We start from the raw sequence: 22,429 nt of genomic DNA, 5'->3' as shown, positions 1-22,429 counted from the left end.
GCGCCCTTGGTGGAAGAGCCAAAGCCGCGCCACGGGGTTTTCCATAGGTTTGGTGATCAGGAGGCGCTTTGCGTGGCAATATGCTGTTGCTTTTGGCGTTTCGCATCGGAGCGGGCACTGCGGTTCAGCCAAAGGGTTGCGAGTGCGATCAGTCCCAGAAGTGCCGCAAATCCAGTCAGGATCGGGCGATAGCTGCCGGTGGTGTCCGCCACCCACCCTGCGCTGACGGGACCAACCACCGCGATGGTGGTGGCCATGGTCGCCATTGCCACCAGATCGCCGATAATGCTCTTCCCAAAATAGCGCAGCAGCAGAGTGTTCGCGCTAAGCCATGCCGCACCCCAGCCAAGCCCGGCGAGAACGGCGCCGAGATAGGCCCAAATGGGTGCCGTGGCTGCAGCAAGCGTGGCCATGGATGCGGCCTGAAGAATGAGGCCGGCGACCATCAGCCATTGCGCATTGAACTTTTCAGCAAGACCGCCCGATATGCCTTTGGAAATTGTACCCGACAGCGCCAGAGTGCTGAGGGCAATGGCCCCGGCGGTGGAGCCGGTCGTGAAAGAGGCCATATGCATCACCAGAATGGAATGCAGCGTGGTGTAAACGGTCTGCATCGCGGCCATGGTCAGGGCGAGGATGATGAAGGCCCGGCTGCGCAAGGCCGCCTTTACTGTCCAGCCATTGGCATCGGCTGAGGCGGGCGTTGCGGCATTATCCGGGCTTTGCTGCCTGGTTGGCGCTGGTGTGCCTGTATCGTCCTGCTGATCACGAATGCCCAGAGCGCAGGCAAGGGCGAGGATGAGAGCCAGCGCTGCCATGATGGCCCAGTGCAACCGCCAGCTGCCTGAAAGCGCGACAATGGCACCGACCAGCAAGGGCCCGATCACCCCGCCGAAGGAACCGGCCATGAAATAAACACCGATCATGCGCGGGGCGCGGTCCCCGAACCAATTTGCCATCAGGAATACGCCGGGCGCGGGAGCGAGGAGTGAAAAACCTGCGCCCATCAGCGTCGTGGCGAAGAAGAACAGGATCAGTCCGGGCGTCAGAGCAGCGGCTAGAAAACCAGTGGCGAGTACCAGGCTGCCACTGACCATGGTGATGCAGGTGCCAAAGCGTTTCATCATGATGGCCGGAAGCGGGCTGGAGAGGCCGCAGGCAAGACCGAGCAGGGAAAAGCTCATCCCGGCGGCCGTACGGCTCCAGCCAAGATCTTCTGCCATGGTGAAAAGGATATAGCCAAGCGACGTGAAGGTCGTCGCGGTGACAAGGAAGAAGGCCGAGCAGGCCACGATCAGCACCCAGATTGCACGCGGCACACTTCACCCCCTTTGGCCCGATTGCCCCGACTATGAGCGTTGTGCGGCTGTGCTGGCTTGATTGCCTGCGCCGAAATGTTTGAGGTTCAGCCCCGCGGCTCTTACGCCAAAAAAACGGGGCGCATTGCTGCGCCCCGTACCAAGGTCATGACTTCGGGGTGGTTAGAAATCGAAGCCAATTGCGAAGATGAACTGGCGCGGAGCGATATAGGTCTCCATCGTCTGCGCACTTCCGTAAGGATCGGAAAAGCGCGAATTGACGCCATCTTCATCAAAGAGGTTTGTGACGGTTGCGGAGAACTTGAGCGCACTGCCTTCAGGCTCGTAGCCGAAAAACAGATTGAACTGTTCATAGGACGGCGTGACGTCAAATTCGGAATTGTTGAACAGGCGGTACTGATATTCCCCGCGATAGATCAGCTGTGCCCGGGCAGTGAAATCCCCGCCAAACAGGTAATTGTTATAGGTCAGCGCCGCCGTCCCCTGAACATCGGGAATCTTCGGCACGGAATTGCCATTGATATTCATCCGTGCGCCGTCGCGTGCCATGATCCCCGGGAAGAAATTCTCATCCAGCCAGATCAGGTAATCGGCGTAGCCCGCTTCATTCTGTGCTTTGGTGGCCTCTGCGGGGTCGAGAGCGAAGTAATCCTCGGTGAATTCGCCATCGAGGAACGCAACGGAGCCATCGAACCGGAAATAGTCATTGATGACCCATGACCCTTCCAGCTCAAGACCATAAATCTCGGCCTTGGGGGCGTTGCTGGTGCCCTCGCCATAAGGAATGGGGTCTTCCTCAAGGAATTGCATGTTGCTGTAATCGTAATAGAACGCCGAAGCATTCAGCTGTAACGTATTGCCCGCAAAGCGGTTTTTTGAGCCGATTTCAAAGGAATTGACGGTTTCAGGCTTATAGGTCGGCAGGATACTATAGGAATTGCCTCCGGCCGATGCCGAGTTGATACCGCCCGGTTTGAAACCACGCGTAAAGCTCGCATAGACCATATTGGCGGGTGTGAATTTGTATTCCAGCGCCAGCTTTCCGGTCCACTCGCTCGTGGAATAGCCATCGACAGACTCTGGCTGGAGATAGACACCAGACGTATAATCTGCAGTGTCGGAGTTGGTCGCGCTTTCACCATCATACTTATCGTGATTGTAGCGAATACCGGCTGTCAGGCTCAGCGCGTCCGTCATCTCATACGTGCCTTGGAAGTAAGCAGCCCAGGCCTTGCGTTTGATCGACGAAAGCTCGGCGTAGGTCACCGAAGACAGAACGGGATCATCAAAGGCTGTAGTGAGCGGCAAAGGCGGGCGGAGCAGATTGTCGTCGTCTCCCCGATATTCGACGATGTACTGGCTGTTCTTGGATTCCAGGTAGACTGCGCCTGCAATCCAGCTCAGCGGACCATTGCCGTTGGATGTAAGATTGACTTCCTGTGTCCAGCTCTCGGTGTCGCTTTGCCAGGTGCCGACATGGTCATAACGAACGCCGGTGAAGGAATCCGGGCTATAGCTCAGATCATAGAACAGGTCTGCGGTCAGGCCGTCAGCGTCCCAGGACTGTTCGGAATGCAGCTTTTGATAGGAGGTGATCGATTTCAGCGTCGCGAAACCCATGTCGAGCGCCATCGTGCCATAATACAGCTCGGTATCGACCACCGACTGGCCCGGAAAATCCTGCGTCAGTTCACGTGGATCGGGATTGGGATCAAACACGTTCTTCTGTGCCTGACCATGTGTGTCGCTGCTATATTGGATGGTGTTCAGCGTGATCGAGAAATTGTCGGTAGGTGCCCATTTTGCGGCTGCTTTCCACGCAGTTTCATTGGCATCGTCCAATTCCCATTCGCCGAAATTCACGACGTCTGTCGTCTTCGCATAGCCATCATGCGACTGGTGCTGGCCCGCTACACGCACAGCCAGAGTGTCGGAAATGGGCAGGTTGGCACCGGCTTCCGCCTGAACCAGGCTGTAATTACCCAGACCAACGCGGGCATTTCCGCTGATTTCATTCAGTTCGGGTTGACGCGTGGCGACGTTGATCGTGCCGCCGGTTGAGCCCTGGCCAAACATCGTGCCCTGCGGTCCGCGGAGAACCTCAACCTGAGCCACATCAACAAAAGCGGCATTCGCGGCGATTGAGTTGAAGATATAGACGCCGTCGACGTGATAGGAGACGCCCGGCTGGGTGTTGGTATTTTCGGGTGTTTCCGAGCCAATACCGCGAATGGAGATAATGCGTTCTGCACCGCCGCTCTTGGCGACGACCAGACCGGGCACCAGGCCGTTCAGACCGGTAATATCGGTGACATTGCTTTCCTTGAGGCTTTCATTGCTGATGGCCGAAACCGCAATGGGGGCATCCTGCAAACCGACTTCACGGCGTTCCGCCGTCACAACAATATCGGTAATCTGGTTCCCCGGCGCGGCATCGTCAGCCATTGCCATATCGGCAGTAGCATCATCGGCCGCAGCAGCCAGTACCTGGGTCGGGGCAATCGCCAGCAGCGATATCCCCGCGGCGAGTACCATTTTTGGATTCATTGAGTTCGTCATGGCGTATCCCCCACTGATGAAATTGCGTCCTCCCGTGACCAGCCTCTTCATGAGCTGTCTCAACGATCGCCATAGAGCCCTGAGAACAGCAATTCGTCTTGAGCCAAGGCGAAAAAGTAATTGACGAAATATCCCTGCCATAGTGGCGCAGTAGCGCAGCAGGGGGTGTTCCTTGCGAAGGAATATGCCGTTAAGTATCTGTTTTTATGTGGGGAGTGGGTTTCTGGTGGCTGCAAAACGAACTGGCCCGGACCTTGGATGGACCGGGCCAGATATGTCGCCAAAAGATGCCCGATTTGAGCGGGCGCAGAAAACGGTGATACGAAAACGACTGATTTAATGCCGAGGCGCCGCGTTTTGACGCTGGCGCCCCGATTGGATGAGAATCAGCCAAGAACTGTTTCGGTCGGCGTCCATTCATAGCCCAATTCGTCCGCCACGGCCTTATATGTGACCTGTCCGGCATGAACATTCAGACCGGCCGCCAGATGCGGATTGGCGCGCAGTGCGTCCTTCCAGCCCAGATTGGCGATCGCCAGAGCATGCGGCAGCGTGACATTGTTGAGCGCATAGGTGCTGGTCCGTGCAACCGCACCGGGCATATTGGCTACGCAATAATGCACTACGTCATCGACGATATAGGTCGGGTCCTGATGCGTGGTGGCCCGGCTGGTTTCAAAGCACCCGCCCTGATCGATGGCCACGTCCACCAAGACGGCGCCTGATTTCATTTTCTTCAACAGATCGCGGCTAACCAGTTTGGGGGCCGCCGCGCCGGGAATCAAAACCGCTCCGATCACCAGATCCGCCTCGCATACGCTTTCTTCCAGATTGGCTTCATTTGAGAACCGCGTTTTTGCGCGGCTTTCAAAATGAATGCCCAATTGTTCCAGCACTTCCGGGTCGCGATCCAGAATGGTCAGGTCCGCGCCCAGTCCAGCGGCCATCTGCGCGGCGTTAAATCCCACTACGCCGCCGCCGATAACGGCCACCTTCGCTGGCATGACACCCGGAACACCGCCGAGCAGCATGCCGCGGCCGCCATTGATCTTTTCTAGCGCGGTGGCGCCGGCCTGAATGCTCATACGTCCGGCCACCTGGCTCATGGGTTTCAGCAGCGGCAACCCGCCACGCTGGCCCGTGACCGTTTCATAAGCGATCGCGGTAACGCCGGATTTCAGCAGATCTTGCGTCTGCGGCGCATCGGGGGCCAGATGGAGATAGGTGTAAAGAATCTGGCCTTCGCGCAATTGGGCGCGTTCTTCCGCCTGCGGCTCCTTAACTTTCACCACCATCGTGCATTCGGCGAAAATCTCTGCGGCTGATGGTTTGATGATCGCGCCAGCGGCTTGATAATCCGCGTCGCCTGCCCCGATACCTGCCCCGGCGCCGCTTTCGATCCAGACTTCGTGGCCGTGCACGACCAGCTCTCTTGCGCTTTCGGGGGTCAGGCCGACCCGATATTCGTGGTTCTTGATTTCCTTGGGGCTACCGATGCGCATAAAAATCTCCTGAATTCCGAGTGCGGAAAGGATAATGCAGAAAGAGTGAAAAGACTTTCCTTTCTTTCCCGCCTGTGGCGTATAATCGGGAAAATCCACCAGATATAAAAAGGTTTCCGGTTTGCTTTCCATCTCCGATGTTGATCGCGCCTTGCTTCGTGCGCTTCAGGCGGACAGTTCGCGCCCGCTGGTACAGCTTGCCGAACAGCTCGGCCTGTCGACCTCTGCCTGCCACCGGCGAATCAAGGCGCTGGAGGAAAGAGGGATCATAACTGGCTATGTGGCGCAGCTCGATCCGCTCAAATTCGGCTATTCGCTGATCGCCTTTGTCGAGATAACTCTGGCCAGTCAGAGCCGGGCTGCGATGGAGGCGTTCGAAGAGGCTGTGGCCGAATTTGACCAGATATTGGAATGTCATCTCATGACGGGCGGAGCCGATTATATCCTGCGGATTATCGCCCCCGATCTGGAGGCATTTTCCGAGATTCACCGCGATTATTTGTCACAATTGCCCGGCGTTTCCTCCATGCGGTCCAGCTTTTCGATCAAAACCGTCAAGCTGCGCAGCCAATACCCAGCTTAACGGCTGTGACATTCCTGCATGTGGTGAGCGGCAGGCGGGTCAGCCCTCCCATTTATGTTGTTTGCGATAGATCGTGGATGGGCTGATTGCGAGCGCACGGGCCGCATCGGTAATGTTACCATCTGCCTGCGCGATCGCGATTTCGATGATGTGGCGTTCCAGCTCATCCATTGTGCATGTGGCAACAAGAGTTTCCAGCCCGGCTGATCTGCGCAGGGCCGATACCGACATTCCCTCCGGCAAAGTGGGAGAAAAATTGTCCGATTGGGCGGTGGAAGGTGATGGCAATGGTTCCGAAGATACCAACGGCGTTTCCGGCGGTGGCGGTGGCATTGATGCTGCTGCAGCCGGAACCCCTCGCGGTGCCGCCCGGTCATTCTGCTGCAGCTCCAGCAAAGGCCCGCTGCCGGTAACAACCGCACGGCGCACGGAATTTTGCAGCTCACGCACATTGCCCGGCCAGGTGTGATTGTTTAGCCATGCCACGCTGGCTTCCGACAAATCATCGAATTGCCGCCCTTCATCATGGGCAAAGCGTTCCATAAAGGCGCGGGCGATTTGCTCCACATCATTGCCCCGTTCGCGCAAAGGGGGCAGCTCCAGCGGGATCACGTTCAGGCGATAAAACAAATCTTCGCGAAAGCGGCCTGCGGTAACCTCCGCGGACGGGTCACGATTGGTGGCGCAGACGATCCTGACATCAACCGGCTCGGGCTGGCTTGATCCGACCTTTTGTACCATGCCGGTCTGCAGGAAACGCAGCAATTTAACCTGCAGCTTAAGCTCCATTTCGCAGATTTCATCGAGAAACAGAGTGCCGCCATTTGCCTCTCTTGCGGCGCCGGGGCGATTTTCGATGGCCCCTGTAAAGGCGCCTTTGACATGGCCGAACAATTCGGACTCCAGCAGATTTTCAGGGATAGCCCCGCAATTGACTGCGATGAAGGGACCCTTTGCCCGTTGTCCGCTGCGGTGAATGGCCTCGGCGGCGACTTCCTTACCCGTGCCGCTTTCACCCGTGATGAAGACGGTCGCGCGGGAATCCGCGACATTCTCTATCTGCCGATAGATCGCCTGCATGATTGCGGATTTGCCGATGAAGCCCTGAAACTGTTCGCGTCTTGCGGCCTTGCGTACGGTTTTGACTTCACGCGCCAGACGTCCCCGCTCGGCCGCATTGCGCACGGTTGTCAGCAGTCGCTCTCCGGCGACGGGCTTGACCAGAAAATCATAAGCGCCGAGCCGCATCGCGGTGACCGCGCGCTTGAGCGAACCATCCGCCGTGACCACGATGAAACTGGTTTCGCTCAGCTTCTCGCGGTAGCTTTCCAGCAGATCGAGCCCGTCGCCATCGGGCAATTGCAGATCGAGCAAGACGGTGTCGAAAGCGGCGCCGTTCAGCTGAGCGCGCGCGGATGCCAGATCGGCAGCGATTTCGATCGCATGACCGGCTTCTTCCAGTTGGGCAGCATAGCCAAGCGCGAGCGAAGCGGTGTCTTCGACGATGAGAACCCGCGCGCCGCTCATGACACGATCCGGAAAGTTGCGTGGTCGGACTGATTGTCATCAACCCATTCCAGACAGCGCGTGTCGCCGTAATGTGAGAGCGCACCCGAAACGAGCCCATAGGCAATATGGGCGAAGGGGCGGTGGGATTGATATTCGATCACCAGCACATCTCCCTCTTTCCTCGCCGTTACACACGGGGGCACGGCATCGGGGTATAGTAGTTTGACTTCCTCGTGAATATGGGTGTTCACATGAGTTAACAGCGCGTCTGCGGTTGAGTATGCCGCCAAAAGATTAGCATATAGTTTAGTAAATCGATCGAATAGAAATTCGCCATATTCACGGCAAAGTTTATCAGCCGGTATTCCTGACAGTTCACTGGCAGCACTGACGAGCGACGTCGCATAATGCGAAGGATACAGACCGACTGTCGTGAAGGCAGCATCATTTGGCAGATTGGCTTTTTCCAATACTTGCTCGGCGAATACCATTCCGGCTTTGGCCTCGATAAAGCCAAGCAACTCGGTGAATATGATACCTTTCATGGCATGCTCCGGATGTGATCTATGTTCTCAGGAGCATACAATGCAAAATACATGCCAGCCGGGAGCCCACGCAATTGCGTCGATTGTCGCGTAAGCGGGCATGCAAAATGCAAAATGCATCGCAATTTGCGAAAAAAGCGATTTGAAATTGGCAATTTGCGAATCGCAAAATGCGAAACCCTAGGCATTCTCTACTATTCTGAAACTGGCACGACTCTTGATGAGGGAAGGGAAAGATCCCGCCCCGGATCAGGAGGAGAAATCAGATGTACCGCAAGACCGCTTCCATTGTTGCTTTGGCTTCCGCTCTGTTGACCGCCGGCTGTGTTGCTGGTCCGGCGCCGGAAAATTATTCAAGCGCCCGCTGGGCGCCTGGTCAGGTTGCACAGGAAACGGGCCATCCTGAAGGCGATTGGGTTGCCCCTACGCCGGTGGGCCGCGGTGCGCCAAGCTGCGACTGGACTCAGCCGCGTGAAATCAGCCAGTTGCGCCGCGCTGCGCCCGGTGAATTCCTCGATCGGATGAGCCCGCTTGCCGCTGGCGACCGTCTGGATATTCAGATCCTCGGTGACGCCGGCCGCCTTTCGGGCATTTACGTAATCGGCAGCGATGGGAGGATCGATGTTCCCGGCATCAACCCGCTCAATGCTGCGGGGCTTTCGGAACGTGATGTCACCACGCAATTACACGCTGCCCTGGTCGCGGCGCAGATTGTCCGGCCGCTGCGCAATGCGGTTCGTCTCTCCCTGGTTGAATCGAGCGGCGTTCCGGCGGCTGTCTCGGGTGCGGTTTTCGCGCCGGGGGCTGTTCGTGCCGGAGAGCGCAACCCCGACAGCCGCATCGGTTTGAAAGAAGGCGCCGTTCGCGGTGATGACAACATCAGCCGCTCCGTTTCCAGCGCGATCCGTGCGGCTGGCGGGGTGCGCCCTGACGCCGATGTTTCACGCATCTATCTGATCCGCGCCGGCGCCTATATGGAAGTCGACCTTTCCGGCATGATTTATGGCTGGGCATCGCGCGATGTGAATGTCACGGCGGGCGACCGGATTGTGGTCCCCAGCCGGACCTGCTTCGACCCCGAACTGGTCCGCCCGACGCCGCTCACCATTCCGGGCATTCGCGTTTACATGTCCAACCTGACGCGCAGCGCCAACAACAATGCCGGCGCCGCGATTGGGAAAGAAACCACATCGCTGCCCTATGGTACCCGCTTGCTGCAGGCGCTGGTCGCAATGAACTGCGTCGGCGGCAGCTATATGGCGTCAGACCGGCGTGCAGTTCTGATTTCACGCAATCCCATGAATGGGCAGAGTGTGGTGGTGGAACGCGATATCGAGAAGCTGGTCCGGCTGGCCAATCGCGACAGCGTGAACCCCTATCTGATGCCGGATGATGCCATCGCCTGCTATGACAGCCGCTGGACCAATTTCCGTGACGCTCTGGGCATGGTCTCAGAAGCGGTTTCGACCGCGACCCCCGCAATCCTTATCGGACAGGCAGCAAACTGATGCATATGCGAGTCACACGTCCGCCGCAGCTTAAAGCTGACACCAAACCGCGCCGTCTGGTTCGTCTGTGGTGGCTGGTTCGCGATGGTCTCCCTGCGATGGGGCGGTATCGCCGCTATTTCATCGCGCTGGCCGCGCCGCTGGCTGCTATCTGGATCCTGACCGGTGCCTATCTGGCACTGGTTCCTGATCGCTATGACAGCCGTATGACGCTGATCCTGCCGGGTTCTGGTTCGGGTGGTTCGCTTAATCTTGAATCCATTGGTCAGGCTTCGGCCAGCACATCCTCCGCATTCTCCAGTTCGACCCTCAGCCCTACCGAGAATTACAAGCGGCTGCTGATGTCCGATCCGGTTCGCGGAGAGGCCGCACGCCAGTTGGGGGAAGATGTTGCTGGTTTTCCGGCTCCCGACATTAAATTGATCGACCAGACCAACCTGATTGAACTGCGCATGTCGGGTGCCAATCCGGAGCAGGCCAAGGCGCGGATGGAGGCAGTTCGCAATGCCTTCCTCGATTCCCTGTCCAACCTGCGCGAGGATGAAGCCGCCAAGCGTGAAAGCGCCGATGCGCTGAGAATCGCTGAATTGCAGGCCAAGGTTGATAGCGCCCAGAAAGCTGTTCTCGCCTTTCAGGGGGAAACAGGACTGGTTTCGCTTGATCAGTTTGCTGGACGTGTTGCCGCGCTGGACGATCTGCGTGGACGCGAACGGGATCGCCGCACTGAACTGAGTGAAGGCAATGCCGTCGCCGGTCGGCTGGCCTCAACTCTGGGTATTTCGCTGCCTCAGGCACGCCAGGCGCTTCTTTTAAAGGGCGACCCTGTTTTCCAGGAGCTCTTGTCGCGCTATGCTACCAGTGTGGGAGACAAAACACAGAAGAGCGGAACGCTGGGTCCGGCTCATGGCCGGATGGAAGAGCTGAACGCTGAAGGCCGCGAATTGCGCGCAGCCTTGTCTTCGCGCGGGGCAACCCTGTCGGGTCTCGCGCCAAAGCAGGTCGCCGCTTTTGCCGATCTGTCGGTTTCGGAAGGGCGTGGACGTTTGATCGAAGCCTTTGTCGCACGCGATAGCGGCCGGGTCGGTTCTGCGGCGGCCTTGAGCGAAATCCGCCGGCAAATCGCCGAGCAGGAAAACGGCTCCGAAGAATTGGTCGAACAAGCCGCTCAACTGGCTGATCTGGTCCGTGACCTGCGCGTTGCCGAGGCGGTGTTCTCCTCCGCACTGGCGCGGCTGGATACCAACAAGTCCGATCCTTTCGCTTCCTATCCGCTGGTTCAGACGCTGGAGGCTCCCACGCTTCCGGGCGGACGGGCCGCGCCATCGCCGATTATCGCTATCGCCGGTGCAATGGGCGCCTCGCTCGTCATTATCTTTGGATTTTTGCTGCTGTGGCTGCGCCAGCCCATCATCCGCAAACTCCTCCCGAACGCCTGATCGCGGCAGCGATCGGTGCCAGCTGGGCGCTGTGGCTGATCGGGGGATTGTACCCCGCCGGCCCGGCGCTCGGTTGGATTCTGGCCTTCCTGGCGGCGGGTCAGTTTTATCTTTCCCCCGCATTGGGCGCGGATAATCAGCCGGAAAGAGTACCGTTCACAATCTGGTTGTGGGTGGCGGGAATGCTGGCGATGCTGGTCATTCTATGGGCCGGCCATGCCAATTACGATCTCGGCACTGGCAAAACGATCAAGAGTTCGATCGGTTGGGCCAAGGGCTGGGCCTTGCTGGCTCTGTTCCCGCTGGCCGGGGCTGCGCTGAAGATCCGGCCCGAAGTGATCTATCGCGCAATCTGTAAATTGGGGCTCCAAACTCTCATCTTGCTGCCGCTATTTCTTGCAGCTCCCTATATTGGCCTGCCCAGCCAGCTCTGGGTTTCACCGCTCAAGATAATCGGCGGCTCGGGCCCGGAATATTTTGCGGCGATTCTTTATACGATAGAACCGGGCGTGGGCACGCCGCGTTGGCAATTCTTTGCCCCTTGGTCCCCGGCTGCGGGCATGGTCGCGGTTATCTATGTGCTGCTTGCGGCGCAGGAGAAGGCGCTGGGCTGGAAAATCATCGGCATTACGGCGGGCCTGGCACTGGCGATTTTTTCGCAATCGCGCCTCGCCCTGGTTGCCCTGCTGGTGATTGCACCATTCTGCTTTGGGGCAGGTCGGATCGCGCGCCCATCCACATGGATGCTGGCGGCACCTCTGTTGCTGATCGTCGGTTTTTTTGGGCCCGCTCTGCTGGAATTCGCTGATCAATTAATGAGTGATTTTTCCTCCGCCAGAGCGGATTCCAGCCGGGTGCGCGCAGCATTGGGCCGCATTGCGCTGCACCGCTGGGAAACAGAGGCACCGTGGTTTGGCCATGGTATCGTCGAAAATGGGCCGCATCTGGTGGAATATATGCCGATCGGCAGCCACCATACATGGTACGGGCTGCTCTTCGTAAAGGGGCTGACCGGCGCGATTGCGCTCGCCATTCCGCTTATCGTCAGTTTTGTCGTGCTGTTCTGGCGTGCGCGCTGGGGCTCGCTTCAGCGTGCCGGCCTGGCCATGGTCATGGTGCAACTTCTCTATAGTTTCGGTGAGAATCTGGAGATGCTGGCCTATCTTACCTGGCCGGGCCTGATGATTATCGGGATCGCTCTGGGGCAACAAGAGCCGCCCAAAGACGAAGCTGAACCTGAGACTGAAGCTGCTTGAAGCAGGTCTGCCCGACCGTCCTCATTTCCCCCATCACCTTCTCATATCTGATGGGCCACGAGTCCTGAGCGTAAGGTGTGGTTCGCCAGGCAAATGGGGCAGCGCCTAAGTCGAGAGCTGCCATGTTCGCAAAGCAGGACAGCGCTTCGGCGGTTGCAAGTAAGCCGGAGATCCAAAAACAACGCGGCAAGCCAACCCGGACAGCAGGCAAAGAAAAGGCCCGCCTGAGGGAGAATGGCGGGCCGTAAGTTACGGGGGAGGGAGGGCTCAGGCTGAGAGCCGTGCGGGGTTGTGCCCGTCTGTTTGATAATTGGCGGCCCGGCCGTGATGGGCGCGCAGATATACGCCGCGCCATCCGGCCAGGACTTCACTTTCGATATTGCGGGCAGCCTGCCGGCCCCGCCACCCCATTTCGGACAGCGGCAAGGTGCGGAAGTGGCGGATCGCGCGTTCTATATCATCGGGTGTGCGCATTTCGGCGACCAGCCCGGCAGGATAGGCTTCACCCACTTGTTCGGGCAGGCCGTCAACATTGGCGACCAGAATTGGTCGGGCGGCAAGCCGGGCTTCTGTGGCGACCAGACCGAAAGCTTCCCATTCGGAAGGCACGATCAGGGCGTCGCATTCACCCAGAAATGCGGGCACGTCGTCGATCATTCCGTGAAAATGGATGCTGCTGCATCCTTCCGTACTTGCGCGCATTTCTTCCTCATCCGGACCGGTGCCGCCAAGGTGGAGCTCCACCTCACCCGGCTGGAACCGGCGAACGGCCTGGATCGCGGCGAGGAAGTTCTTTGGCTCGGCAAACCGGCCATAGGCGGCAAGGCGAAGTGGTGCGTTTTTGGCGAGCGGCTTGAGCTGTTCCACCTGAAGCAATTGGGCGCGGTTGGACCATGGATTTATAACTATCGGTTTTTTATGGTCCAACCGCGCGGCTTCTTCGAGCCAGTCCGCCTGCGCCTGAGAGACGCAGAGGATTTCGTCGAAGAAGCTAAGCGCCAGCGTGAGCATGGTTCTGAACCGTGCTCTTTTTGCGACCCGCCGGGCTTCAAAACTCTTGGTATAGCTGTGTTCGACATGGATCAGGCGCGCTTTAGGGTTGCGCAGGCGGAGGCTCGCCAGAAAGCTCAACCTTTTCCATGACGGGGGGAAGTGGGTGATGATCAGATCGGCGTCGTAATGCGGGGCCACGCGGCAGCTCGCCGCAACCGGGACGACCGTGGATCGTGCGATCGAAGCCAGCTCCGGGCGTTCATGCAGCAACAGGCTGCGGGTAACACCGCCCATGGCGAAATCGTCGAGCAGGTGAACAGCGCGGATCATGCGACGGCTCCTTTCAGATAACGCGTGGCAACGCGGCGGAAACGCTCCGGGCCGAGGATATTGGCAGCCAGGACGGCGGCGCCTGTAACACCGGTCTTGATCGGTTCAGCGAAGGCGATCCGGGGTGATGTGGTCAAGGCTTCGCTCAGCAGGGATTTGGCGAAATGGGCATCACCCAGCTGAACTGCGCGGCGAGAGAGGTAGCGCAGCTGATAGGCGCGGGCCTGATGGCCGTGGCGGGCAATCAATTCCGGTGCATATTCGCGGGTTTTGCGCAGCATGGCATTCCAGCTGAGATATTGCTTCACGATATTGGCTGACAGCGCACCGGCAACGATACGGTAATCGGTCAGCAAACCTTCAATACCTTCAAACAGGACACCGTGCTTCGCAGACAGGCGGATCCAGAATTCGATATCTTCGGACTGGCGGAAGCTCTCATCAAACCAGCAGCGGCGATAGGGTTCACCTTCCATGTTGAAGATGGCCCGGTCGATGGCCGAACGGCGCAAAACGGCTGCACTGCCATTGCCAATCGGATTGCGGCGCAGGATCTGCGCGGAATCAATTCCGGTCAGTTTCGGACGCATGGCGACAGACAGCGGATTTCCTTCAGCATCGATCATCCGTGATCCGGCATAGCTGACACCGATCATCCGGTTTGCTTCCAGATGGACGAAATGCAGGCGCAGCTTGTCGGGGTGGTAGCAATCATCCGAATCCAGCAGCGCGATGTAATCCCCCTGCGCCGCAGCGATGCCGGTATTGCGTGCACCAGCAAGGCCGCGATTGATCTGCGAAACGATGTGGATCCGCGGATCATCATAAGAGCGCGCGATTTCAATCGAATTGTCGCTGCCGCCATCATCAACGATGATCAGTTCGAAATCTTCGAAGCTTTGGGCGAGGACGGATTCGATCGCCGCACCGATGTAGGCTTCGACATTGTAAACGGGCATTACGACAGAGATACGAGGCGTGTTCATGAGCTTTACTCCGTTAAAGATGTGATCAGGCAAACAGATGCGGGCGAAGATTGCGGGGGATGGCGGGGGACAGGGCAACGCCCAGTAGGGTCATCCATCCACGGCGCATGTCGTTGAAAAATGCGGTTGCGTTGCGGTTCAGCCCCTGGCGGGCAAAGCGATAGGCGCTGCTGACAGGGGCGCCGGTGCGCAGCGCGCGGCGGGCGAGGTAACGGCAATAGATCGCTTCGGCGCCGGACATGTCGCGGCTGCCGGCATAACGCTCAACCAGAGAGCGCCAGCCATTCAGCATCGCGTCGAGATCGGCGGAAAGACCGTCATCGCTCATCCGGTAATCGACCAGCAATTCATCGATCCCGCACAATGCGAAACCGTGGCAGATCAGCCGGGCGAGCCATTCCTGGTCTTCCGCGTGGTTGAGACCAGCTTCGAACGGGCCGGTGGTGTGGAAGGCGGCGGCCGAAACAACCAGATTGCTGGTGGTGCAAACCGGGTTTTCCGAAAGAATCTGCATCAGGCTCAGCGGACCCTGCGGCACCGAGGAAAGCGTCTTGGCAGGCTGAAGCGTGCCGCGGCGGTCTTCACGGAAGGCGATCTGGCCGAAGCTGGCCGCGACATTCGGATTTGCGGCATGGAAGTGGCGGTGAGCCGCCAGCTTGTTCGGGTACCACTGATCGTCTGCGTCGAGGAAGGCGATGAACAGGCCGCGGGCCATTTCAACGCCCAGATTGCGGGCTTCGGAAACGCCGGCATTCTCGCGGGAAACCACATGGATGCGGCGATCATCAACTGCCAGATGCAGCGCCTTGCGCAGGGTCGAATCCTGCGAACCATCATCGATGACGATCAGTTCGAAATCGTCTTCGGACTGTTCCAGCGCGCTGTAGATCGCAGCTTCGATGGTCTTTTCAGCATTATATGCGGGCATGATGATCGAGAAGAGTGGCTGGGTCATGACGTGGCTTCCTTCGCGGTGTGAATGGGGCTCGTGGGCAGCACTCTCTTGAGCGCGGCGGGGATGAGGGTGATGGCAAGGCCAGCGGAATATCCGGCGCAGGCCAGGGTGAGAGAGTACGTCGCGCCGACGGTGAGGCCGGCAAGGCCTGCGGCGGTGGCGATAGCGGCCAGGCGGGTTTCGCGGCCCGGCCGCTGATCGGCGCGGTATGCGGCGCTGAGGGCGCTACCGCAGAAGAGCGGCAATGCGGCCAGGCACAGCAGGGAAAGATAAGGGGCTGCTGGCGTCCATTCATTTCCAAAAAGGAACGGGACATAGAAGGGAGCGAGCAGCCCCTGCGCGGCGATGAGAGGGACCAGGAACAGGAGGCCCAAGGAGGAGGCTTCACGGAGGCGAGCCTGCCGTTCCTGCTCATCGCCGGCCCGGCACAGGTGAGGGAATACAACTGTGCCGAAAGCGGAAGTGAAACTCTGGGTAATGCCGAGGCCGGCATTGAAGGCGAAGTAATAGAGGCCGAGCGCTTCAACGCCGAGCAAGGCGGCAATGATCAGCTTGTCAGCCTGCAGTCGCAGCGCGCCCAGCAGTTCCGAACCAAGAATAGCGAAACCAAAGCCGTGAAAGTGGCGGACGGGGGCATAGCCGGCGCTGCGGTCGGGCGACCAGGGCTGCGCGCGGCGGGCCAGAACCGTCCAGATCGGCGCGGTCAGCAATTTGGGCAGAACGATGGCCCAGGCGGTTGGCCAGATCAGAACCAGACCAACGGTGAAGATATGATCAGCCATCGTCTGCGTCGCACCGATCCGGGCGGTGGCGCCCAGACGTCCGGCACGCATCAGCAGAAAGATCTGAACCAGCCCCGGGGGCATAATCAGATAAACGGCTGACAGAACGGCCAGCATCAAGGCGGCTTCATCCTGCACGGTGAAGAGATACAGGCCGCCGGCAATGGTCAGCTGAATGATCGAAACGGACAGGCAGATCGCCCAGAACAGCCGTGCTGCCGTGTTGCAGATTGCGGGCAGTTCGGCATCCGATGCGGCGATGATGCGCTGTCCGATACCGGCATTGGCCAATACGCGGATCAGTTCAAACAGGCTCAGCGCAGCAGCAGCGGTGCCGAGCAATGCGGGGTCCGTCCGGCGAGCGATAACAAGGATCGCACCGATGCGGACAACACGGGTGATCATCTCTGCCGAAGCATAGGCGCTCAGACCGGCAAGAACCGGCCGCACCGAACGCGGCAGATATTTGTCTAGGCTGAGATGAATGAATTGCATGAATTGAACTCCGTGTTTGCCCAGAGCAATTCAATTTGCGTGCCACTTTAATTAAATAATTGAAAAACAACGATTAAGTGAAATCAGCTAAGGATCACTACTCAGTTTCCGCAATTTGCAACGCTGCAATTTGCAAATTGCGAAGAACGGCCGTCGCATTTTGCGAAATGCAGAAAATTCAGATGGTTAAGATCAGGTGTATTCGGTGTAGGTATTTGATTTATATGTAAATTTCAGATTCTGGCACGGCCCTTGCCGAAGAGCTCTCATTCACTCGCAACAGGAGAGCCGCCATGAAAGCCATGTCCTTTGAAGCCGGTGCCGTTCTTTCACCGGCAGAAGCACTCGAACTGATCAATGGGCGCAGCAAATTTGCTCTGCGCCGTGAAACGATCTTCGGTCTTCCGCTGGTCCATGCCCAAAGAACTGAAATGGCACAGGAAATTGTGCGTCGCGCCAGCTTTGGCGTCACCAGCACGATCAATTTCGTCAATGCCCATTGCATCAACACCTATTTCCGCGATGCCGATTATGCGCAGTCACTTGAAAGCAGCGATCTGATCCTGCCTGACGGCAGCGGCATGAGAGCGGCTTCGAAATTATGCGGGGTTGAGCTTGGCGACAATCTGAATGGCACGGATCTCTTCCCGGAAATCTGCGAAGCGGCTGCGCAAAATTCCGCGCCGATCTATCTGCTCGGCGGGTCGCCTGACATTGCGGCTGAAGCTGGCAACACCATGCAGGCGCGGTTTTCGCAATTGCAGATCGCCGGCACGCAGGATGGCTATTTCACGGCAGAGCAGGAAGCGGATGTGATCGCCAAGATCAATGCATCCGGGGCGCAGATCCTGTTTGTCGGTTTCGGCGTTCCGCTTCAGGAAAACTGGATTGCCCGCAATCGCAGCCGGATCACGGTCCCAGTTGTGCTGGGTGTTGGCGGGTTGTTTGATTATTATTCCGGCCGCATCCCCCGCGCACCCGCGCTCTTCCGCGCCGCGGGATGCGAATGGGTCTGGCGTCTGGCGATGGAGCCGCGCCGTCTGGCCAATCGCTATCTGGTCGGCAATGCTGTTTTCATGCTGCACGCCCTGGCAGCGGCCAGTGTTCAGCGTGGTTACGCGGAGCGCGCGTCACTTGCTACAAAGCGAGCAATGGATGCCGCGCTCTCTGCCTTGGCAATTATCATGCTGTTGCCGATCTTTTTCGCGGTGGCCCTGGCGATCAAGCTGGAAGATCGCGGCCCGGTCTTCTTCCGCCAGACCCGTGTTGGGGAAAGGGGGCGCAATTTCGGCATGCTGAAATTCCGGTCCATGCATATTGATGCAGAGGCGCGGCGCGCACAATTGCTGGCCCTGTCCGAACGCGATGGAACTTGCTTCAAGATGAAGCACGACCCGCGCATCACCCGGACCGGACGGATTCTGCGCCGCTTCTCGCTGGATGAATTGCCGCAATTGGTGAATGTTCTGAAGGGTGAAATGTCTCTGGTCGGCCCGCGTCCAGCCTTGCCGGTGGAAGCGGAAAAATACTCGGCTGCGGCATTCAACAGATTGTCTGGCAAACCCGGCATCACTTGCATCTGGCAGGTCAGTGGCCGCGCCGATATTGCCTTTGATCAGCAATTGGAAATGGATTGCAGCTATCTCGAAAGCCGTTCTTTCAAGACCGATCTCTCCCTGCTGTTCCGGACTATTCCGGCGGTTGTCAGCGGCCGCGGTGCCTATTGATTGGCAATCTTTTCGGTAAACAGATTGCCGCAGGCGGTAACGCTTGCGGCAATCGTGCGTTCAACGTCGGGCCAGTGCTCCGCCGCCTGGGCCGGGTCTGCACGCCGCAGCTGCGCCACGGAATCCATCAGCCCATTGGCACCGATATTCCCGGCAACACCTTTGAGACTATGCGCGGCGCGGCGCATATTTTCCTCATCCCCGGATAGTGCTGCCTCGTGCAGATCCCTGCCATAGGTTTCGATATCCTGAAACACGGCCTCCAGCAGGCGGGGGCGATAGGATGGGGCCAGCGCCAGGAAGGCCTGGCAAAAAGCCTCGCTATCAATCAGCGCGCTTTCCGCAGTAGTCGGGCTTTCATCGGATTGTGTCAGATATGATGCAATCGCGACGCGCAGATCGTCACGGCGAACCGGTTTTGTCAGGCAGGCGGACATGCCCAGATTGATCAACCGGTCGCGTTCCGATTGCAGGCTGTGCGCTGTGATGCCGATGATGGGTGTCCTGGCGGCGCGGTCATCGGGCAGGGCGCGGATCGCCTGCGTCGCTTCCGCACCATCCAGCACCGGCATCATCACATCCATCAGGATAATGTCGAAATGTTCGCGGCTGATCGCGTCCAGCGCCAACTGTCCGTTTTCAACGCTCAGGGTTTCGCAGCCCAGACTTTCAAGCTGGCTGGTGATGACATAGCGGTTGGTCGGCGTATCTTCGGCCAGCAGAACGCGCGGTGTTCGGCCATCGGGCAGGGACAGTGCGCCGTCTTGTCTGGCAGTGGTTGATGGATCAGGCAGGTCAAGCGGCAGAGAAATCTGCAAAGTGCTGGGCTGGGGGAAGTGTATCGTCCCGCCCATCGCCCGCACCAGTCGGTGGGCAAATCGCAGACCAGGGTCTTCGATCTGGCCGGTGTCGCGTTGCAGAGAGGCAGGCCAGTGGCCGCCTTGTACCTCTGTTTGCAGGATCAGCGCATCCTGCCACGTCACCTGCAGCGTGATATCGCCGCCGCTATCGAGGCACGACCCGATCAATCCATCCAGCAATATGCGAAACCGTGCCGGATCGACCATCAGCATTGCTGGCAAATCCTCAGCAAGATGCAGCGTCAGCCGCGAGGCTTCCGGATGAATTTGCTGCCAATAGGCGATACTCTCCTGAAACGCAGTGTGGGTATTCACTGGAACTGGCGTCAGCGTAACTTCGCTTAACTCGCCTTCCGCTTCTTCGATCATTTCGGTGATCAGGGCGGATAATTGCCCGGCAGAGCGGGTCGCAACATCAACGCGGCGCTTCTCCTCCGGATTATGCGCCTCGATCGCAAGCAGATCGAGCGATCCGGTGAGGGACGAAAGCGGGGTCCGCAGATAATGCCCCATGGAGGACAGAAATTTATCGCGTGTTTGCAGGGCGGTTTCCGCCTGTGCCTTGGCCGTCGTCAATTTGCCGGTAAGTTGCTTAAGATCGCGGACGCGGCGCTCGGCACGTAATTGCAGCGCTTTTACCTCACGCTGGGTGCTGCGCTGCTCGGTCACATCCCGCACACTGCCGTAGATGCGCAATATCTCGCCGGTGTCGCTATTCTCTTTGCGCAACGCCCAGCGGAACCAGCGGGTTTCGCCATCCGGCCTGATGATCCGATGGTCAAATATGTGCGATTGCTGATCCGGCATATCGTCCATGAATGATCGGTAAGCGTCGAACACTCTTATATGGTCTAGTGGATGCAGCCGCTTTGTCGCTGTCTCGATTGTAATTGGCACGTCTGCATCCAGACCGAGCAGCGCCCCCAATTCACCGGAAGAGGAATAGGTGTCGCCCTTTTCCCAATAGACGGTCGCAAGCGCGGCGGTACGCTGGGCATCGAGCAGTTTACGGTTCTCGATCGTTAGCCGGCGGGCGAGATCCTCTTCGCGTTTCTGTAATTCACGATTGGCAGTGTCGAGCTCGCGCAGGCGCGCCTCGAGCGCAGTCTCTGCCTCCCGCAATGCGGCCTCGGTGCGCGAAAGGCGCTTGGCAAGAATGGCCGCCCTGTCTTCGGCGGATATCTCAGAGGAAGAGTCCGGGCCGTTGAAGCTCATTTTGTCGTCGCCCGGTGCAGCTCGGCAATATCAAGCGGCTTGTTGAGAGTGGGTATTCGCTGGTCGGCCAGCTTTGCCTTCAGTTTGGTATTATCGGTTGAGACGAGGGCGAGGACTTGCACCTTGTCGGCCACCATATTCGTGCCGGGCCAATCATCATCGGACAAAGTGTCCGCATCACAGATGACGAACTCGTAGTGGGTCAGTTCCTCCTGCGTAGGGAGATCGTCGCGGCATTCCACTTTGAAACCCAGCTGTGACAGCAGTGCGCTCGCCGTCAGTTTACCGGTGGCGCTGCGATCTATCAGCAAGGCGCTGCGAAGGGGTTCCGATGTTTCGGTTGTGGTTTGCTGTTTCAGCGGCACCTCGAAGAAGACGCGGCGATGGTCTGGGCCAGCGTCCTCAATCCCGATCTGGCCCCCCATTTCATGCGCCAGCCTGCTACATATTGTCAGGCTGAGGCCAGCCTGCTGTTTGTCTCCGGGGTGATTGCTGGCAAGCCGTTCGACCGTATCGAACAGATAGTCCGTGCCATCCTTGCTCGAAGGACGGCCGCGATCCTCAATATAGAAATGGGCGAGGGTGGTGCCGGGCGGACTATCCGGCCGGCAGACACAACCGATGACGATTTCCTGCCGCACCGAAAATTTGATCAGGCTGGTCATCAGATTGGTAAGAACCTGTTCGACCCGTGCGGGGTTTCCGGAAAGGGTTTCACTGCATGAGCCATTATTCTGCAGAATAATGCCCTTACGTTGGGCGAGCCGCTGAAGATCGGTAACGATCTTTTCCATCATGGCCTTAGGATTGAAGGTGCCGCTTTCAGATATCGGCGCTCCCGCTTCAAGACGCGCTTCCTCGACGGCATTATCCAGCGTCCGCAGCAGATTGTAGGCGGACAGTTCGATAATCTCGAAGGCCTTCGCGCGGGTTGCGCTGCGAGGATCGTCTTTCGCCTGGTCGACCATCCCGACAATTCCCGAGACAGGGGTACGCAAATCGTGACTCACCTGACCCAGGATCTTCAGCCGCTTCTCGGCGAGGCCTTGTGTTTTGAGCAGCTGTGTCTCGGTCTCTCGCTGCAAGGCTTCGGTTTCTTCCAGCCGCTGCTCCAAGGCGGCCTTTTCTGTGACCAGATCTTCGACGTTAAGTCTCTCAGGCCCTGCGGCGACATTCTCGCCACCGGATAGGTTGACGGTATCGTCTGCATCATCACGCCAGGTTTCCATCTGCCGACGAATCTTCGCCAGGCGGAATCGGCCGACCGCTACGCCCATTGAAAAGATCAGACCGGCGGCGATAGCCATCAGGAGCATGTTCAGGGGGTCATTCACAGACAAAACAGCACCATTTTCACCTAAAACTGAAGCGCTAGCAAAGAGCGCCTAAAAGCAGTCCATAAAGCACATACTATAATAGGAACGGCAACCGGGCACGGCACAGGCTTGATATCAGGATCGGATATTGGCTTTAATATGACTATCATTCTCCGCCGGGCATCTTCTCGTAATCACATCAGTTAGACCGATTTTGCCAAGCCATGAAGCAAGATTTTTATATCTGTTATGACTAATTTTACCTTTCGATCACCGCAAATGGAGCAGATTTTAGAGGCGAATTGTTCGTTCCGGGTGATCCATTCTCGAAAGCAAAGGGGATTCGCTTTCGTCACCGCGATCACCACCTCGCCAAGGCTCTGAAAGACGCTAAAAATAACAAAAGATCGATTTATTTTCAGGGGCTTATCAAAAACCGCCACAAATCTGCAATGTGAGTGTTGACGCCAAGGGGTGATCCTCATAGAAGCCATCTCACCGGACGGGGCGCGGCGGTTTCGCCAGCTTCTAACGGTCGCCCAAATAGACGGAC

17 protein-coding genes are annotated in these 22,429 nt (G+C 58.2%); 5 read left to right on the top strand and 12 right to left on the bottom strand.

Annotated elements, in window-relative coordinates:
• Positions 1–56: 56 nt before the first annotated feature.
• The 3 genes from GRI91_RS11340 to ald all read right to left on the bottom strand — a co-directional run bounded on the left by GRI91_RS11340 (position 57) and on the right by ald (position 5,380).
• The gene (locus GRI91_RS11340) at positions 57–1,319 is read right to left on the bottom strand and encodes an MFS transporter (RefSeq protein WP_160736806.1); all 1,263 of its coding nucleotides are present in this window, start codon (positions 1,317–1,319) and stop codon (positions 57–59) included.
• 162 nt (positions 1,320–1,481) lie between these two features.
• The gene (locus GRI91_RS11335; protein ID WP_237437822.1) at positions 1,482–3,854 is read right to left on the bottom strand and encodes a TonB-dependent receptor; all 2,373 of its coding nucleotides are present in this window, start codon (positions 3,852–3,854) and stop codon (positions 1,482–1,484) included.
• 410 nt (positions 3,855–4,264) lie between these two features.
• Positions 4,265–5,380: an alanine dehydrogenase gene (gene ald, locus GRI91_RS11330; protein WP_160736805.1), complete on the bottom strand. Its 1,116-nt coding sequence runs from the start codon at positions 5,378–5,380 to the stop codon at positions 4,265–4,267.
• A 130-nt stretch (positions 5,381–5,510) separates the two neighbouring features.
• Here ald and GRI91_RS11325 point away from each other — a divergent pair, with 130 nt between their 5' ends.
• Positions 5,511–5,963 carry an Lrp/AsnC ligand binding domain-containing protein gene (locus GRI91_RS11325; RefSeq protein WP_160737125.1) on the top strand — a complete coding sequence of 151 codons (453 nt, stop codon included), beginning with the start codon at positions 5,511–5,513 and terminating at the stop codon, positions 5,961–5,963.
• A gap of 39 nt (positions 5,964–6,002) precedes the next feature.
• On the opposite strand, the gene GRI91_RS11320 is transcribed toward GRI91_RS11325, so the two are convergent.
• Positions 6,003–7,490 (bottom strand): sigma-54-dependent transcriptional regulator, encoded by a 1,488-nt coding sequence (locus tag GRI91_RS11320; RefSeq protein WP_160736804.1) that lies wholly within the window; start codon positions 7,488–7,490, stop codon positions 6,003–6,005.
• A complete protein-coding gene (locus GRI91_RS11315; RefSeq protein ID WP_160736803.1) occupies positions 7,487–8,017 on the bottom strand; it encodes a heme NO-binding domain-containing protein in 531 nt (176 codons plus the stop codon). Before GRI91_RS11315 ends, GRI91_RS11320 begins: the two co-directional genes overlap by 4 nt.
• A gap of 266 nt (positions 8,018–8,283) precedes the next feature.
• Between GRI91_RS11315 and GRI91_RS11310 the strand changes: the two genes are divergently transcribed.
• The 3 genes from GRI91_RS11310 to GRI91_RS11300 are packed head-to-tail and all read left to right on the top strand — an operon-like array spanning position 8,284 to position 12,217.
• Positions 8,284–9,525 carry a polysaccharide biosynthesis/export family protein gene (locus GRI91_RS11310; protein WP_160736802.1) on the top strand — a complete coding sequence of 414 codons (1,242 nt, stop codon included), beginning with the start codon at positions 8,284–8,286 and terminating at the stop codon, positions 9,523–9,525.
• A 5-nt stretch (positions 9,526–9,530) separates the two neighbouring features.
• Complete coding sequence (locus tag GRI91_RS11305) at positions 9,531–10,961, top strand: GumC family protein (RefSeq protein WP_160736801.1); 1,431 nt, start codon at positions 9,531–9,533, stop codon at positions 10,959–10,961.
• Entirely contained in the window at positions 10,916–12,217 is a 1,302-nt protein-coding gene (locus GRI91_RS11300; protein WP_160736800.1) for an O-antigen ligase family protein, read from the top strand. The genes GRI91_RS11305 and GRI91_RS11300 overlap by 46 nt, the downstream gene beginning before the upstream one ends.
• Before the next feature lie 267 nt (positions 12,218–12,484).
• Here the strand turns inward: GRI91_RS11300 and GRI91_RS11295 are convergent, their stop codons facing one another.
• The 4 genes from GRI91_RS11295 to GRI91_RS11280 are packed head-to-tail and all read right to left on the bottom strand — an operon-like array spanning position 12,485 to position 16,758.
• The gene (locus tag GRI91_RS11295) at positions 12,485–13,540 is read right to left on the bottom strand and encodes a glycosyltransferase family 4 protein (protein ID WP_160736799.1); all 1,056 of its coding nucleotides are present in this window, start codon (positions 13,538–13,540) and stop codon (positions 12,485–12,487) included.
• Complete coding sequence (locus GRI91_RS11290) at positions 13,537–14,526, bottom strand: glycosyltransferase family 2 protein (RefSeq protein ID WP_160736798.1); 990 nt, start codon at positions 14,524–14,526, stop codon at positions 13,537–13,539. Before GRI91_RS11290 ends, GRI91_RS11295 begins: the two co-directional genes overlap by 4 nt.
• A gap of 25 nt (positions 14,527–14,551) precedes the next feature.
• Entirely contained in the window at positions 14,552–15,481 is a 930-nt protein-coding gene (locus GRI91_RS11285) for a glycosyltransferase family 2 protein (protein WP_160736797.1), read from the bottom strand.
• Positions 15,478–16,758, bottom strand: coding sequence for an oligosaccharide flippase family protein (locus GRI91_RS11280; RefSeq protein WP_160736796.1), 1,281 nt, complete (start codon positions 16,756–16,758; stop codon positions 15,478–15,480). Before GRI91_RS11280 ends, GRI91_RS11285 begins: the two co-directional genes overlap by 4 nt.
• A gap of 293 nt (positions 16,759–17,051) precedes the next feature.
• On the opposite strand from GRI91_RS11280, the gene GRI91_RS16290 reads away from it, so the two are divergent.
• On the top strand, positions 17,052–18,485 hold the full coding sequence (locus GRI91_RS16290; RefSeq protein WP_272917851.1) for a WecB/TagA/CpsF family glycosyltransferase: 1,434 nt from the start codon (positions 17,052–17,054) through the stop codon (positions 18,483–18,485).
• Here GRI91_RS16290 and GRI91_RS11270 read toward each other — a convergent pair.
• From GRI91_RS11270 to GRI91_RS16155, 3 genes are all read right to left on the bottom strand, one after another.
• Positions 18,479–20,560, bottom strand: coding sequence for a response regulator (locus GRI91_RS11270; protein WP_160736795.1), 2,082 nt, complete (start codon positions 20,558–20,560; stop codon positions 18,479–18,481). The genes GRI91_RS16290 and GRI91_RS11270 overlap by 7 nt on opposite strands.
• Positions 20,557–21,867, bottom strand: a complete 1,311-nt coding sequence (locus GRI91_RS11265) for a sensor histidine kinase (protein ID WP_160736794.1) — start codon at positions 21,865–21,867, stop codon at positions 20,557–20,559. The genes GRI91_RS11270 and GRI91_RS11265 overlap by 4 nt, the downstream gene beginning before the upstream one ends.
• A 212-nt stretch (positions 21,868–22,079) precedes the next feature.
• On the bottom strand, positions 22,080–22,429 hold a 350-nt coding region (locus GRI91_RS16155; RefSeq protein WP_237437821.1), incomplete at its 5' end, for a hypothetical protein.

The organism is Altericroceibacterium endophyticum (assembly GCF_009827595.1).
Taxonomy (GTDB): Bacteria; Pseudomonadota; Alphaproteobacteria; order Sphingomonadales; family Sphingomonadaceae; genus Altericroceibacterium; species Altericroceibacterium endophyticum.
Note: the sequence above shows the minus strand (reverse complement) of the source record. Positions and strands in the feature narration are given on the sequence as shown.